The sequence below is a fragment of the Aquimarina macrocephali genome, from assembly GCF_051627225.1.
GTDB lineage: Bacteria > Bacteroidota > Bacteroidia > Flavobacteriales > Flavobacteriaceae > Aquimarina > Aquimarina macrocephali.
Genome location: NZ_CP151795.1, coordinates 5706190 through 5723341 on the forward strand (window position 1 = coordinate 5706190; position 17152 = coordinate 5723341).

Sequence of the window (17152 nt, forward strand, 5' to 3'; positions counted from 1 at the left end):
GTTATTTCAATAATGTAATAACTACTCGTCTGTTCTTGGCTCTACCACTACCGGTAGTATTAGTTTCGATTGGTTCATCTTCACCTTTTCCGATTACAGATTGAAAACGTGATTGAGGAATTCCTTTACTCCTTAAAAAGTTAACTACAGATTGTGCACGTCTCTGTGATAAATCATAATTAGCTTCTGCAGAACCTGTATCATCTGTATGTCCTTCTAATCTAAGCTTTGTATCCTCGGCCTGAATAAGAAGGTTATATATCGTTTCTAAAGTACTTGCAGATGATCCTGAAATATTTGCACTTCCGGTATCAAAATTAATATTCCATTCTCCTGAAGCCAAGACTTCTTCTGCTTCTTTGGTATAATCTGGTTTGTAAGCCGAACCTGCATCAATATCATTAATGTTTTTAATAAAATAAAGATTAACTGCTTCATCATAAGGTACAATCCTTTTAACAGATTCATTAAAACCAAATGGATTAAGTTCACTTAGGTAAGAAGATACCTGATTGTATACTGCCTTATATCGATTGGTACCATCTGTAATACCATAATATTGCATTACATCTGCATAGTTGAATACTCTTGATCCACCCATGTTGTAATCGATACCATTTTTATTTCCTTTTTGGCCTTTAAACATATCATACCAATATTTTGGAGTTTCTAAATCATATGTTTTAGCTATCGCCTCAGAAGCTCTTACTCTCCACTCATCATATTGCTTCATTTGATTAGAAGCTGTTAATGCTGATTTTAAAATATTACTAACGATTTCAGGATGTTTTACCGACCATTCTTTAACAGCAATAACTGTAGTTGCCATTTGGTTATTAAATTCTCGTGTAGATATAATATCAGTGAAACCATTTAACTCATCAAAAACCATTTTATCTCCTGGTGTCCAGGTAGCACATCCATCAACTTTTTTATTAATTGTTTTACCTGTTAGTTTTCCGTTTCTCACTTCTTTAAGAGGAACTGTCCACCCTGCTTTTTGAGATTTAATAAGTTCTTCTGCAGACTTAATATAGTCATCATCTTGTGAAGGATAAAAATTCACTGCATCAGGATCATAAGTGGTAACATCGGGATTTACTTTTAAACCATTAGCAAAGGCATAGTTTAAAGCTGTTACCCAATCTCCATCACCTAACACGGCAGAGATCAAAGCACCTTTCATGCTTTTTGGATCAACTTTCCAGCTTGGTGGGCCAATAAGTTTATCTTCACCATAACTAAGTCCTACTGCACCAACTACCTGTACGTGGTACTTATCTTTACCAAACTTATCATCTAAAGCTTGTTGCATAGTACTAATATAGAAAGGGGCACCATCACCCATCATCATGATTGCAAATGCACTTTTATCTGCATCGGGAAATTCTTCTCCTCTATCAAATTCTTCAATGAATTTCATTTGCATATTCCTCAATTCAGAAAGCCAATCCTGACGGATTATCTCTAAATTCACTCCGTTTTGCTCCATCAAAGAACCTTTGGTTGTTTTTGGTCCTCCATTAGAAACAATAATACCAGATTGAGCATTCCAGGCATAAGCTGCCATTCTAACAAGAGGTTTATCCTTTACACTTTTTGAAAGGCTATTGGAAGGCAATTCTAGTTTATCTGATGTAGTAACATTATCTACCTCTTCTTTATTTATATTTAGCTCATCTAATTGCTTTGCTTCTCCTACTCTTAACCCAGGAGCAAAATAGTACACCGCACCTAAGATTGCACCAAGTAAAATGATTACAATGATAAGCTCGGATAATGTAGTGAGTTTTTTTGTTCTTAAAATTTTACCCATTTTTAATTTTTATTATAGTTTTTATTTCGGTTAGTTAGTCAAACATATTCCCAAAACCACCACTTGCTTCTTTATCCTCAGCTGTTAGTTTGTAGTTAGGGTTTTTATATTTTTCAGAATCAGGAATATAGTCTTTCCCTGTTTTAATATTATCTGCCAAAGTATCTAATTGCGAGTATAGCTCATCACTATCCATATCATACTTAGACGTTAGCATATCGATATCTGTTAGATTTTCCTGAGTTTTAGCTATATCCATCGCAATAGTTTCTGTGATCACATCTAATGCATATTCTAGTTCCCAATCTTTAGTAAATAACATAGCAGATTTTGCTCCATCTGTGGCCGCTTTTGCGGATTTTGCAAATTGATATTCTTTTTCCAGCATTTTGATAGTTACTTCAAAATCAGAAATCTTAATATCTATTGCTGTACCAGCAAGAGTTAGTTTTCTATCCAGTTTACCCATTACATTAGCTCTACTACCATATTTTTGGATAAAACTTTTACTTTGCTTTAATTGATGAGCAACTTGCTGTGATTGTGATAATTTTTTTGCTAAAGCACTATGCAGCTCTACGTATTCATCGGTATCCTTACCTGCACTACCTTTTTCAGACACTATCGCTTGCATTTTATTTCTAATCTTCTCTGCCTGTTTTTGTAATGTCACTACATGATCCTGAAATTCTTTAGATTCTTTTTCTGCTTTAGAAGCTTCAAGCTCCATATTACTTTTTAATGCTCTTATTTTGGCTTTAGAATCTTTAAAAACCTTTCTATTCATTAGCATTTTTTGTTTTTGCTCCTGTAATTCTCCGAAAGGGTCATGTTTTATTAAGGACTTATGAATTCCTCTTGTAACTCTACGTAAGAATTTTAATATTACAGGTAACATCATGATAAAAAATATCACAAATACTGCTACTCCTGCAAGTGCTATTACCTGTCCTAATGCTGTAAATAAAGGAGGTAATACATACACCCATGCAGCGTATCCTAAACCTGCGAACAATGCTATTTTAAGAAAAGCATTTAGTCCCTTTTCTCCATTCCTCCAATTATTAGGGTTTAAAGAAATTTCCCCTTTTTCATCATCAAAATGTTTTAAAATAGGTAAGTCTAATAAGTGGCTTTTTGATTCTTGATCCATTAATGTATTGCTTATATATTATTTTTAATGCCCTCTACTACTGCTACTATAGTTTCCAAAATTTTTGATCTTGCTTTATCATTAGCAACAATTTTTTGATCTATCTCTGATACTTCAATATCTGTATCGACCGATTGAAGTAAATTCTTTTTAACACTGATTTGATTCTGAATCTCAATTAATTTTTTTTCTAAGTCAGAAATTTCAGTATTTAAAGTGTCTTTTCTGCTTTTTTGAGAACTCAGAATCTTTGATTTCTTAGAATTTCCTTGATTCTGATACTGCTTATGTACTTTCTCGATTTCTTTAATGTAAAAATCTGCTTGTGTAAGAAGTGTATTTTTGGATACGGTTGAATCTACTCCCTGGGCCATTGTAAAAGCCATTTTGTATACCGATGGGTCATTAGACCCGACTGCTTTTATCGCCTTAAAAAATTCGTAAAAATCATATCCCGGTTTATTAAGAGATTCAAAACCGGATTCGTACATTTCTATAATTGTAGTAAGTACACTATCACTTACCAAAGTTGTTTTTGGAGGGTGTACTGGAAATTTCGAAACTGGTTTACCTGATTCTGGAAAAGAATTAGAACTAGGTTGTACTGGAGTTGTTTCTCTAGGTTTTTCTGCCTCTGAAGTTTCGTCGTTAATAAAAAGACCTTTCCAGTTAAATTTTTCTTTAGCCATTTAAAATGTTTTTGATGAGCTCATTATTGCTAAAATACTGATCCAGGAGGTAAATTTATATAAATTCTTATAAATATTATTGTTTTTTTTAAACCTTACCAAGCCATGAATTAAAAGCATTTAACAAAACAAATGATTTTGTATGATTCCCTTATTGATTAATAGACTTCATTATATTAGTGTAATTAGAACACAATTTGTTACAACTCATATACGATACTCTTAAAATTCTAAAATACGCCTTTTTACACTATTATAACAATAAAAAGGATTACAAATGTCCTAATTCATTTTTATAAACATACTTCAAACAACACTGTATTTATTCTAAAACATATCTAAATCACATTTAATAAAATATTGTTTTTCAAATATTTACATAAACTCCCTGTCTATTTCATCTATTTAAAACCTGAACATTGACACTTAAAAAAATCTACATATTCTGATTCTTAAATTTTTCACGGTTTACAGTGAAAAATTAATATCATATTCTCTTTATTTTTATCATATCATGATACAATCACTTTTTGATGATCCATTAAAAAAGCAATAAAAGTATATCCATGAAACAAAAATTCATCTATAAAAGCACCCCTAAAAACATCTTAAATTCTCGATTAGAATCAATTAAAGATTTTTAAAAAAATGCATGAAGATACAATTGAACTGGTTACCAAAAGAAAAAAACAATGGGTAGATGTAGTTCATGATTTTTACAAAAGAATGTACAATGAGCGTGATATAGAAAGTCTTGAAAATATCTTAAAATTCATTTTTGGAGAATCTGATGAGTTACCGCAAATAACGAAATTAAAAGTAGATACTTTTAATCATTTATCTACTTTACTTAATCCAATACAAGAATGGAGGGTTATTGATCAGCGTCTTCTTGTATTTATATGTAATGATACTTTTTTCTATAAAAAAGGCACCCAATTTGATGGTTATTACGAAGTTTTTTTTAGAGAATGGTTTCTACCTCAACTAAAGACAGAAAAAGAAGGAGAAGACCTCTTTGGTTTAACTTTAAAAGAATTAGACCATTTTAATATAGATATATGGACTGCTCTTTCTGCTTATTTAAATGCAACCAAACAAGTATCTTTCTTAAGAGAAGATAAATCTGTTAATTCTGTAGGAGAAATAATACTCAAACTCATCAAAGAAAATCAGACAAGAACTATACAATTATTAGATAATGAAAACTACATAAAACCACTAATATCATTACTGGGTACTGCGCAACAAAGTTTACTCGATACACTTTTAGAAAACCTTCCTCTATACTATACAAGAAAAGAAGCTCAGAAACATATTCGATTTAGTTGGTTAGAAGAATTATGCAAAATCAATCTAAAAAAATTTGAATCCTTTGTAGTAGAAAAAATGGAAGGTTCTGATTGTATAATTTGTGTGATGGAATGTTACAGGATTCTATTTGCCAATGCTAGAAAAAAATACAGGAAACCAACTGTAATACATATAAAAAAAATGTTGCCCTATATTTTGGAACGCAAAAACTCAAGTGAAGATGGTTATACATTTAATTGGTCTCCTGCTACAGAATTGTTTCGTGATGATACTCCTAAATTTATTGGTTGGGTATGCAAATATTTTAGAAAAGAAATGAAAACCGAATTGTTTTCATATGTAAAAGAGACCAAACAGTTAAATCTTGAGATTGTTAGTCATATTGTTGGTTGTTACAAACAAAGCGCTATAGAAATTGCAATAGAAGCCATAATGAATATAAAAGATAATACCCCTATTGCACATTACAAAGAGGCTTTTGCATTACTCGAGGGGTTGGATTTCTCAAAATATAACGATCTGGTATGGGAGATCGCATGTTCTGAATATCAAGATCTGGCAGATACAGCCGCTTCTTTACTATCCAGATATCCGACAGAAGATATTTTTTATAAGGCAAAAGAATTAACGCTGTCAGAAAAAAAAGAAGAGAGAAGAGCTGGAGTATATGTCTTAAGTCAAATAAGATGTGAAGAAGCTATCGCGTCGTTACAACCTATTGTCGAAAAAGAGGGTTTAGAAGATGTGCGTAATATTGCTGTGCGTTCTTTTTATAGTCACAAAAATCAAAGTAAAGTATCCATTGAAGATATAAAAAAACGTATCAGCCTTGCTTCTCTAAGAGGGAAATTAGAGAAACCCATCGCAGAATGGGCAGGGGAATTACCAGAATTACAATGGAAAGACGGTACTACAGTATCAAAAACTGAATTAAACTACTTGTTTTACAGGCAGATAAGCTCTAAAAAGATTAATGTCGATATAGAAGCTGAGCCTATGTACACCCTACTCGATCAAAAAAAGGGAGCTGATTTTGCATATGCTTTGTTTCAAAATATGATAAAAAATACAGGTATAAAAGCAGTTACAAAACCAGGCTTTGCAATTTTAGGAAAATTAGGGGATCAACGATTGGTTATGCCTCTGCAAAATATCGCCATACAGGATAAAAATCTAAATGCCTGTGCTATTCTGGGAATTCTAGGAACATATAAAGCCGCACTAGCATTAGAAAAGGTTATTCAACACTTTAATGTAGAGTACCTCAATGTTCGTGGAGCCGCAGAAGAAGCATTTGAATCCATTGCAGAGCAATTGGGATTGACCTATTTTGAACTGAAAGATAATATGATGCCAGATTTCGATTTTATAAATAAAGAAAAAGTAATAAGTAACAGGTATATAATATTTATAAGTCCACAGCTTAAGTTTAGTTTTAAAAATCTACAAGGAAAACAGGTAAAATCAATTACCAAAGCATCTGAAGATATCAAGAAAATGTTGAAAAATCTAAACACTACACTTAAGCAAACAATACAACATTTTAGGCATAGTTTAGAGAATTATCTGGTTATACAAAGGTTTTGGAAAGGAAAGGATTGGAAAAAATTCTTCTTAAACCATCCTATTGCTTTTGCTTGTGGCCAGACTCTGATTTGGCAACAGAATAATGAGAGTACCTTTACTATAACAGCAAGTGGTGAATTAAAAAACCACAAACAACAATCCTTGGATATTAACCATAATGACCAAATACGGCTGGTACATCCCATTCTTATAGGTGCCAAAATAAAAATGAAATGGAAAGAATATTTTGAAACTCAAAAAATAATTCCAGTTATCCAACAATTAGATAGGGATATAATCCAACTTCCCAAGAAATTATATAAAGTAACATTATCCAGAAGTTTTGAAGACAGAACCTTACCAGCAGGAAAATTTAAAAACAGAGCACAAAAAAGAGGCTGGAAAAAAGGAAGTATTGGGGACGGCGGAAGTATTTTATCCTATAAAAAAGCTTTTAAGGAAGGTAGAATAGAAGTTTTTGTAGAAACTGATAATTTGCAAACCCAAGGGATGTTTGATGAAGAAATGGTTTTAGGAAAGTGTTTTTTTATACCATTGGGGTTTGTTCAAACCGATAGCTTTTGGTTTTCAGAACCCAGAAATGAAACAGATAATCGTCTTATCACATTACGGGATGTCCCTAAGGTTATTTATTCTGAAGCAATGAATGACCTGAAAGAAATCATGAATGACGTTTCATGAATAAAAAGCAAATTTACAAATAGAAATCAGAAAGCTTTTTAGAGCTAAAATAACAAAGGTATAGTATTAGGGGTCGCCAATTTTCACAACTTTTACTTACAAATCCAATAGAAACCTTTACATAAATCGTTACTCTTCTTCATCAAAAAGAATAATTTCTTTTACTGTTTTTAATATTTCCGGGATATCTTCTTCGGTCAAAGTCATCAATATTTCTTCAGTAATCGGAGTTATCGAAACAATTCTATTGGCTTGGCGTTCTATAATTTTCTCAAACAGATTTCGTATTGTTCTTGCATTTCCAAAACCTCTGTGCCTCTTTTCATATATTCTATCGAGGATTTCCATTAGTTTTTCTTCGGCATCTTCGGTAAGTATAAAATCAGCTTTTTTTGCAAAAAGCTTAAAAATGCTTAACAATGCTTCGGCAGTAAAATGATCAAACTCAAAATATCTGTTAAATCGAGATTGAAGTCCTGGATTAGTCTGTATAAACTCCTGCATTTCATCTGGATACCCCGCTACAACAATAACTAAATCATCCCGCTGATCTTCCATTCGTTTTAGTAGAACCTCTATCGCTTCGCTTCCAAAATCATTAAACCCACCAGAAGTAAGTGAATATGCCTCATCGATAAACAAAACACCACCAATGGCAGATTTTATAATTTCGTCTGCTTTGATTGCTGTCTGCCCTACATAACCTGCTACCATACCTGCCCTATCTGTTTCTACCAAATGTCCTTTCTCCAGGTAACCAAGGTGTTTATATATTCTTCCCAGCATACGTGCAACTGTAGTTTTACCTGTACCAGGTGGCCCCATAAAAACAGCATGTAAAGAATTAGAAGAGGTTTTTAATCCTTTTTCTTTTCTTATTTTTTGAATCTTTAGAAAATTCGTAAGATCTTCAATATTCTTTTTGATATCCTTAAGACCAATAAGTTCATTAAGCTCCTGAAGTACAATCCCGAGTGTATCATTTTCTGGTACTTCATTATACCCTGCTTTTTTCACAACTATTTTTGGATGATTTGTCTTATGTGATACACGTTTTAAAAAATCTCGTTCTTTCTCTGTAATTATTCCATCTGCATTAACAACCAGTGAAGCTATTCTACTTAAAAAAGAACCTATACTTAGTAATTGCTCACTTTTGAATTTTGCCAAAATTACAGGTAAGGCAAATTCGGTTTTAACCTCATCAATAGGTTCAAAAAAAGAGGTGTTTCTAACAGTAGTAACATTTTTACTAAACTGAGATGATAAAGGAAGTTCATTAAGCTTTTTTAGATCATAAGCTTTACTCAAATCTTTACCTTGTAATTTTTCATAAAAATAAACCAGAATAAATTTCACTTTTGCTGATACTTTGGCGGCGTCAACATGTATATCTTCAAAATCATCAAATACCTTAACAATATCATGCAAAAGGATATGTTCTGCTTTATAATTCACACCTCGAAAACCATCATCTACAATAGTAGTAACTGTGTTTCTAAATTCTTTATTTGTATTTAAATTTTGACAAATTGCCAATGCTTTATTTCCTTCTTTTTTAAGGATGTCAAGATATGCTGAAGAAATTTCCAATACCCCCTGGTTTTTTTAAATAAATGTATACTACTTTTTGAATCTTTTTACCAAAGATAATGAACTGATCCATAATATTACGTTATCCTTCATTCTCTAACCATACTTACTGGTAAAACCCCAGTAACGTAGAACGTAGTATTTCATTTAAAATGGAATGGTGAAGAAAAAGGTACTTCCTCCTTTTACTTTGGATGTAAGCCATATTTTCCCTCCGTGAGCTTCTACGATTTTTTTACAATGAGCCAAACCAATACCTGTGCCTTCATACTGATCTCTAGAATGTAACCTTTGAAAAATTGCAAATATTCTTTCCTGGTGTTCTTCTGGTATCCCAATACCGTTATCTTTTACAGAGAATTGCCAAAAACCTTTTGATGCATCTTCTGGGTCACTTTTTTTGACACATCTAATCTCTATTTCAGGAATAGAACCTGAAGCATTAAATTTAATACCATTACTAATAAGGTTTTGAAACAATAATCGAAGCTCTATTTCTGAACCTCTAACTACTGGTAAATTCTCCATCTTAATTTTTGTCCCTGTTTTTTCGAGAACAACTTTTAGATCCTTTTTTAATTCTTGTATAACAGTAGCACAATCAACATTATCATACTCTTTACTTCTTCCTAATCTGGAATATTCTAATAGAGCATCAATCAGTTTTTTCATCCTTATACTTGCATCCTTAATAAAGGACATACTCTCTTTTCCTGCTTCATCAAAGTTTTCTCCATAATCTTCGGCTAATAACCCTATAAAACTTGATATTGTATTAAGAGGTTCCTGGAGATCATGACTTGCTATATATGCAAATTGTTCTAACTCTTTATTTTTTGCCTCCAGCTCTACAGATTGATTATAGATCTCAAGGTTTTTATCCTCTAACTCTTTATTATATTTCTTCTTAGCCAGGTAATTCCTGTAAATGAAAAAACTAACGATAAGAGTAAGAAGTACCAGAGCAATGAGTAAAAAGTTTACTTTTTTATGAGCATCAAGTTCTGAAGCTTGCTGGTTTAACACACGCTCCTGTTCTTTGATCTTTTCTTTCTGCTCTCCAAGAAATTCATTTTGCATACTAATTTCCTGGTTGCTTTGTATAATTTTTTCTTCCTGACTTTTTATAAAAGCAACTTGCTCCTGGATGTTTTTTTCGAGTTCCCTTTCGATTACAACCTTTTCTTTATATTTTTTTTGTTGTATTTCACTCTCAGTATAAAGGCTTTCTATCTTTTTATTTCTTTGGTTAATTTCCCCTTCCTTATTGTCAATTTTTTCTAATTGATCTGTTATTTTTTCTTCCTGAGATTGTATTTGCTGTTCTTTATCTTTTAATATAGCCTCTTGTTTATCTTTATCCTCTTGTACTTTGTTTAAGGTTTTTTCTGTTTTTCGGTATAAACGTTTCCATTTTTCTGAAGAAGTAATAGCATGTTTTCCTAATGAAGAAGCAATAGTAAATCCTTCTTTTTCTATTCGGCTTTCATTAATCTCATATTCAAAAGAATCCCCTACATTAACCATATTAATCATAGAGGCATTAAAGTTATAATCCTCTCCAACAAGCATTATGTTTTTTCCCGAGATCTTACTAAGGATATAATGCATATCATAGTTATACTTATGATTTACATATAATAGCTGAACATCTTTTACATTTTTAACAAATTGAAATCGAACAATCTCTACAGGTTTACCTTGGATCTTACGCCTTAGAGACATGGCTTTCAGATCTAGTATTGTTCGGTCAGGTCCCAGTACACCTATTTTAAAATTTGGTTGTTCTTCTATAGTTGGCCAACCTATTTGCTGTGCGAAGTTAAAAACAAATATAGCGCGCTGTAATCTTTTTACTTCTTCATTACTTGTTTCCTGAGCTTTTATTTGTAACGAAAAACTCATTGCAATAACATATAAAAATATAGCTATCAAATTAGTATATGCTGTCGATATATATTGACGCCTATACATCATAACCTAAGTAATAATCTTAAATAATAATTGGATCCATTAACACCAAACTGCTGCACTCTCCTACTATACATAAAATTTCCATCTTCTGTATTAGCGGCATGTTTATGCTTATCTGGATAGACATTAAAAACATTATTCCCTCCCAGAGTACATTTCATATAATCACTAATCTGATATGATATTGCAATATCTGTTACGAGTTTAGGAGAAAACATCTGATCTCTGGACTCTATATTTCCTGTAAAATCATTTACCACCCAATTTACAGAGTCTCCATCATTTGGGTGAATAAATTTAACCTTTCCAAAAAGTGTATTTACTACCTGAAATCCAAACTGTTCAAAATCATAAGAAAGCAATGAATTTATTTTATAATTTGGTTGTGCAAACTCTACTCTGGCGATTTCTTCTCTGTTAAACAGTACTTCCTCTTGTCCTTCTAATGTTTGTGAAACCTTAATTGGACCTTTTACTTTGGTCTTAGTAAAATTACCTGCTAATGAAGCATTAAATTCTCCTGTACCAAGAGTTGTTTTAAAAAATAATGATAGATCAACACCAGATGTTCTGGAATCTATTGCATTTGTAAAGAATTGAGCAGCACCAACATTAAAGGGTTCCAGTATTTCCTCATATCCTTCTGCAAATCTTCCTGAAAGAACAATTCTATCCTGTATATTAATTAAATAATAATCTAAACTAAAAGTAATATTATCGTTTAGTTTCCCACTGAAACCAGTATTAAAATGACTAGATAATTCGGGTTTTAATTTTTTGATATCAAAAGCTTCTGTAGCAACAGCACTTTCGTTATTAAAGGTACCTACTTGTACACTTTCTCCATTAATAAACTGTGTACTTATATTCTGGAAAAATACCTGATGAAGAGAAGGCGCTCTAAATCCTGTAGAAAACCCTGCTCTTATGCTAATTTCATCTCTAACTCTGTATCTACCCGACAATTTCCAGATCGCCTGACCTCCAAAATCATTATATGCTTCATATCTGGCTGCTCCTCTAATTAAAAGTTTCTCTGTTATATTTGCTTCTATATCCAGATAACCAGAGCTATTTGTTCTAAAACGATTTAATGCATTTTCTGGCTGAAAACCTGGGAAAACCTGTGCCCCAACAATTCTAGGCAATTCTATTCCTAAACTATTGGTATAAGTACTTCCTCCATCAACATAAGAAGCTTCTTCTCCTGCAACTATCTCATAATTCTCTACTCTTAGTTCTGCCCCAAAAGCTACATTTACACCCTCAAGCCAATCAAATGTTCTTGAAAGATCAAGGTTTGTCGTATTTTGCTTGTAGATAAACCCTCCTGTATAAAAAGTTCTGGGGGATGTTACTCCTAAGGAGGCATTATTAGAATTATTTACAGTATAATCTAACCTATTAACCCCAATAGAATGGCTAAAATCCACATCCCATTCATTTTTAATTCCTCTTATTCCTCCCGTAATTGCATCATCCTGAATATCGGTAAGGATCTCTGGAGAAAAACCATTTGGAAATAACTCTAAAACTACCCTGTTTTGATCTTTAGGAAAACGATAGAATCCTTTTGATGTTCCTTCTCGGTAGTTTCTACCACCATGCATATAAAATGTTGCATAGTCAGACATTATTATTTCACCATTAAATGATAATGCAAGGTTCTGGGTTTCTGCGCTTCCGATCTCCATTACTCGTTTGTTAGAATACCCTGTCTGTTCAAAAAAATTATTTTCCTCGATTAGCGTTTGATCAGTTGTTATATCATTAGAATATACTGTACCTGTATAGTCTCCGGCTCTGTTTATAGATTCTCTATCTCTATATTCTGCTGTAACATTTATATAACCTTCTTTTCCTATTTTTAACCCAAAATTTGCAGAAGAATACACATTAAGTCCATCTCCCTCGGTATTTATTGCTACTCTATTATCGAGTTGAATAATTTCTGTTTGCTTTTTTAGGATAATATTAATTACTCCCGCAATAGCATCAGAACCATATTGAGAAGTCGCCCCATCTCGTAATATTTCGATACGTTCTATTGATGCTATGGGTATTGCATTAAAATCGGTCCCTACCGATCCTCTGCCCACAGTACCATTTACATTTAATAAAGAACTATTGTGCCTGCGCTTACCATTAACCAACACAAGCACCTGATCTGGCCCTAATCCTCTAAGTGTTGCCGGATCTATATGATCTGTACCATCTGCTATCGTTTGGTGTGTAGAATGAAAAGAAGGAATCAAATAATGAAGAATGTGACTCAATTCTACCTGAGAAGAATTTGTTAACTGTTGCGGTGAAATAATATCTACCGCCGCTGTATTCTTTAATATTGATTTTGGCTTGGCCCTTGATCCCAAAGAAACTGGTTGATCTATTGAGAATCCAGTTTCTAGAACAAAATCTACCTTTGCAGTATCTCCAACCTTAACTAATACTGTTTTAGAAACAGAAGTATACATCAAAAATTCTGAAGTAACTATATACTCTCCCTCATCAACATCGAAGTGATAATTACCATTAACATCTGTTGTTGTATTTTTATCTGTACCTTCTATAACTAATCTGGCTCCTGGCAGATTACCAAATTGGTCAGAAACATTACCTGATATAACCGCCCTTGATTGAGAAAATGCTCCAGAAATAAAACAAAGAAATAGTAAACCAGTAAGGTATAACCTATACTGAACTAACAAAATAGGGGGGCTTTTTTTAGTCCGCGTCTTAATATGTTTTTTAATTTAGATTTTAAATAGATTGCTTTGTGTGTAGCCAAAACTATCATAAGTTCATTCAAAATACAAATATATATGGGGGCAATATCTGAAGTTATATAATCTTTTTATAAGATTCTGAGCAAGAATCCGACTCTGACCGTTTAAAATACTTTGTCACAATCTTGCAAACACTCTCTTTAGTCAACATTTTTTGTGCATATTCTTTTATTTCCAAAATACGCTCTGCTCTTTCTTCATCTTCCTTACTTAAATCTGTTCCCAGCATAAGTATTATAATAGATCCCTTATATCTATCATCTAATTTCTGATATTCGGCAATAAACTCCCAACCATCCATGACCGGCATATTAATATCCAAAAATATAATCTCAGGAATAATTTCGGATTGGATATGATCTAACGCTTGTTTTCCATTTTCTGCAATAAAAACCTCTTCTACACACTGTACTTTTTCTATAATTGTTTTATTAAAAAAGTTAGTTGCTTTACTATCATCAATGAGAAGAAAACGTTTTAATTTTTTCATAATCAAAAATGGTTTTTTAGCACATCATCCAATAAATCCATAGATAAAGGTTTATTGATAAAGTCATCGACCGAATGATTTTTGGCAGATGCTCTTACATCATCTGGATTAGACGAAGTTGATAACAAAATCACTTTAATACCAGCTGTTACTTTTTGATCCAGTTTAGAAAACTCGGTCAAAAATTCCCACCCATTCATTGCAGGCATATTGATATCCAAAAAAATAAGGTCAGGTTTTATTGCTGCATTATTCTCTACAGCATTAAGATAATCTAGAGCTGCCAAACCACTTTGCACAGTATTAACCTGATAAAAGTCTTCGTGTCTAGTAACAACTCTTTCGTTAAAGAAATTTGTGGCCTTGTCATCATCTATAAGCAAGACACAATTCACCAATGTATTCATTTAATTTCCCAATTACACTCAAAGGAAATAAACTTATTTGATATGACCATAACAAAACTAAATTTTATGAAATAGTTTTCGTTTAACAACACAAATTTAACGGTAAAATGTATTCTCTAAAATTAATTTTCTGAAATAAAGCAATTTATGCTTTAAAAAAACTAATACAAAAACATGTAGTTTTAACTAAATTTTAAGTCAATAAAAACATAGCCACTTATTTCTTAGAAATAAGTGGCTATGTTTAAGCTTATGTTGTCTGTTTTTTTTATTCTATAATAAGCTTTTCGAACTGTTTTTTTCCTCCCGATTCAACTTGAACCAAATAAAACCCTGGTTTCAGTTTATATGAATTGAATTCGAAAACATATTCTGTATTTCCTACTTTTGTATCTTCAAGTATTTTTCTCTTATCTACCAAATCAAAGATTTGTATTAGTACAGGTAATGGTTTAACAGAAGAGACATTCACACTAAATCTTCCGTTTGGTGATGGATTGGGATAAATTGAAGTTTCAAATAGCTTTGATTCTTTATCCGATAGCACACTTAATAACTCTTGATTATCTGTCAAGACAATATTCTCATTCGATTTATTAGCATCTATGCTTTGAGTAACAGTTATAGTTGCATAACCACTATTTATTCTCCGTTCGTAGATTTCATTTTTTGTAAATTCTTTGTAAAAAGATGGAGAACTAACACTTACTAGTTTTTGACTTCTTCTACTTCTACATCTAAAAGCTTTTCTAATTCTAGAAACAGATTTAAACTTTACTCCCACCAAACGTTTACTCTCACTATATATCTGAGAAAAGGAATAATTTCTATTTATAAATCGTATTCCCTGTGAATTACTAAACAAGAAATCTTCTGAACCATCATCAAATACGGCTGTTATTGATTGTAAACCTTCTAATGATCCACAAGAAGATGGACCTGAACCTATATACCCACTTACGGTCAATTGGTAGTTCTGTGCAAATGTGGTAAATGTGATGGATAACATCACTAATAATAAAAATTTTCTCATGGTTTTAAGTTTTAAAAGTTATACTAAATTAATTTGTTTACTCTTTCATTACACTTCTCAAGATATGTCTATAATGTAATCTCATATTCTTCAGTAGTTTCAAAAATACTTTGAAACTTTTATGAAGATCTCACTGTTTTCAGGGGTTTTCACTTCTAGAGAAAAAAAATCATAACAACCTGATTATAAACAAAATCCTATTTTTTTTATTTTCTAAAATGAAATAATAAACTAAACCCTCCCTACACTAAAAATCAAGGAATTTCATCCTAATCTAAGGTCAACAGAGTCGTATAAGATTTAAAAAACTTATTTTCCTATTCAATATCAGTTTTGACATACTTTTAATAAAGACTATAAAAAATAAATGTAAATTTGAAATACATTCAGATGATGGTTTTACTTGTCAAACCTATGGGAATAAAATTATATGTAAGACACACCGACCCGATTCCAAATAGATTTTTTAAACCTTTGATTAAATTGATTTCGAACAGTACATATGAAATCAGAAACTCTTTTAAACTTCAATAAGATTAATGGATTCATTAACCCAAATTGTATTAGGGGCTGCAGTAGGAGAAGCTACTCTAGGTAAAAAAGTAGGCAACAAAGCTATGCTATGGGGAGCTATCGCAGGAACTATTCCCGATCTAGACGTGTTATCCAAACTTTTTGTTGATCATGTTACGGCAAACGAATTGCATCGCGGGTTTTCGCACTCCATACTCTTTAGTTTGCTTGCCGCTCCGGTATTTGGTTGGATGATCTCTAAAATCTATCGCAATAATGAAGCAGACTGGAAAGATTGGTCAAGACTTATGTTTCTGGGTCTTTTTACACATCCCATATTAGATGCATTTACCACATGGGGGACTCAGCTATTCTGGCCTTTTGATTATAAAGTTTCTTTTAAAAATATCTTTGTTGTAGATCCTTTGTATACCATACCATTTTTGATGTTTGTGACTTTGGCTATGTTTTATAAACGTACACATCCTAAAAGAAGAAAGTTCAATACCCTTGGATTATACATTAGTAGTATTTATATGTTTATAACATTGGGATTAAAATGGTATACGTATGGGGTGTTTCAGACCAATCTCGAAAACCAACATATTCGATATAAAGAGATTCAAACAAAACCAACTCCTCTCAATAGTATTTTATGGACTGCTAATGTAGAAACCGAATATTCTTTTTTAATAGCATATTACTCCTTATTAGAAAAAGAAGATATTATTGTTTTTTCAGAATTCCCAAAGAATCATCACCTGTTGGGTAAGATGATAGATGATCCTCTTATTCCTAGATTAATTAAATTATCAGAAGGTTGGTATACTATCGAAAAAACGAATGACAAATTATTTTTTAATGACCTCAGATTTGGGCAAATGGGAGTAGGTGAAGAAGCAAATAGATTTGTATTTAGCTATGAACTATTTTATGATGATAATGGTATTCTAACCGCTAAAGAAAGAGAAAGAAATATGGATGATGCTTCTCCCCTGCTTAAAAAATTATTTAGCAGAGTATTAGGAAATAAATCATAAAAAGAACGTATCAAAATATCCCCAACCCTATTGCGTAACCTTCTATAAATGACATGAGCATAAATATGAGTATAAA

Annotated in this window: 11 protein-coding genes; 2 read left to right on the forward strand and 9 right to left on the reverse strand. The window is 32.0% G+C overall.

Features of this window, described 5'->3' with window-relative positions; translation table 11 throughout:
* Position 1 precedes the first annotated feature (1 nt).
* The 3 genes from AAFU52_RS25155 to AAFU52_RS25165 are packed head-to-tail and all read right to left on the reverse strand — an operon-like array spanning position 2 to position 3658.
* Positions 2-1816: an OmpA family protein gene (locus tag AAFU52_RS25155; RefSeq protein WP_024771353.1), complete on the reverse strand. Its 1815-nt coding sequence runs from the start codon at positions 1814-1816 to the stop codon at positions 2-4.
* Positions 1817-1850: 34 nt separating this feature from the next.
* Positions 1851-2969 (reverse strand): hypothetical protein, encoded by a 1119-nt coding sequence (locus AAFU52_RS25160; RefSeq protein WP_024771352.1) that lies wholly within the window; start codon positions 2967-2969, stop codon positions 1851-1853.
* 11 nt (positions 2970-2980) lie between these two features.
* The gene (locus AAFU52_RS25165; protein ID WP_024771351.1) at positions 2981-3658 is read right to left on the reverse strand and encodes a hypothetical protein; all 678 of its coding nucleotides are present in this window, start codon (positions 3656-3658) and stop codon (positions 2981-2983) included.
* Positions 3659-4306: 648 nt separating this feature from the next.
* Between AAFU52_RS25165 and AAFU52_RS25170 the strand changes: the two genes are divergently transcribed.
* On the forward strand, positions 4307-7240 hold the full coding sequence (locus tag AAFU52_RS25170) for a DUF4132 domain-containing protein (protein ID WP_438424234.1): 2934 nt from the start codon (positions 4307-4309) through the stop codon (positions 7238-7240).
* Between the two features lie 129 nt (positions 7241-7369).
* On the opposite strand, the gene AAFU52_RS25175 is transcribed toward AAFU52_RS25170, so the two are convergent.
* The 6 genes from AAFU52_RS25175 to AAFU52_RS25200 form a co-directional block, all read right to left on the reverse strand.
* Positions 7370-8833, reverse strand: coding sequence for an AAA family ATPase (locus AAFU52_RS25175; RefSeq protein ID WP_438424236.1), 1464 nt, complete (start codon positions 8831-8833; stop codon positions 7370-7372).
* A 147-nt stretch (positions 8834-8980) separates the two neighbouring features.
* A complete protein-coding gene (locus tag AAFU52_RS25180) occupies positions 8981-10810 on the reverse strand; it encodes a YfiR/HmsC family protein (protein WP_084050438.1) in 1830 nt (609 codons plus the stop codon).
* Complete coding sequence (locus AAFU52_RS25185; RefSeq protein WP_438424241.1) at positions 10807-13515, reverse strand: TonB-dependent receptor; 2709 nt, start codon at positions 13513-13515, stop codon at positions 10807-10809. Before AAFU52_RS25185 ends, AAFU52_RS25180 begins: the two co-directional genes overlap by 4 nt.
* Before the next feature lie 133 nt (positions 13516-13648).
* Positions 13649-14083, reverse strand: a complete 435-nt coding sequence (locus AAFU52_RS25190; RefSeq protein ID WP_024771346.1) for a response regulator — start codon at positions 14081-14083, stop codon at positions 13649-13651.
* 2 nt (positions 14084-14085) lie between these two features.
* Positions 14086-14478, reverse strand: coding sequence for a response regulator (locus tag AAFU52_RS25195; protein WP_438424243.1), 393 nt, complete (start codon positions 14476-14478; stop codon positions 14086-14088).
* Positions 14479-14758: 280 nt separating this feature from the next.
* Positions 14759-15523 (reverse strand): T9SS type A sorting domain-containing protein, encoded by a 765-nt coding sequence (locus AAFU52_RS25200; RefSeq protein WP_024771344.1) that lies wholly within the window; start codon positions 15521-15523, stop codon positions 14759-14761.
* 539 nt (positions 15524-16062) lie between these two features.
* On the opposite strand from AAFU52_RS25200, the gene AAFU52_RS25205 reads away from it, so the two are divergent.
* On the forward strand, positions 16063-17076 hold the full coding sequence (locus tag AAFU52_RS25205; protein ID WP_438424245.1) for a metal-dependent hydrolase: 1014 nt from the start codon (positions 16063-16065) through the stop codon (positions 17074-17076).
* The last annotated feature ends 76 nt before the right edge of the window (positions 17077-17152 follow it).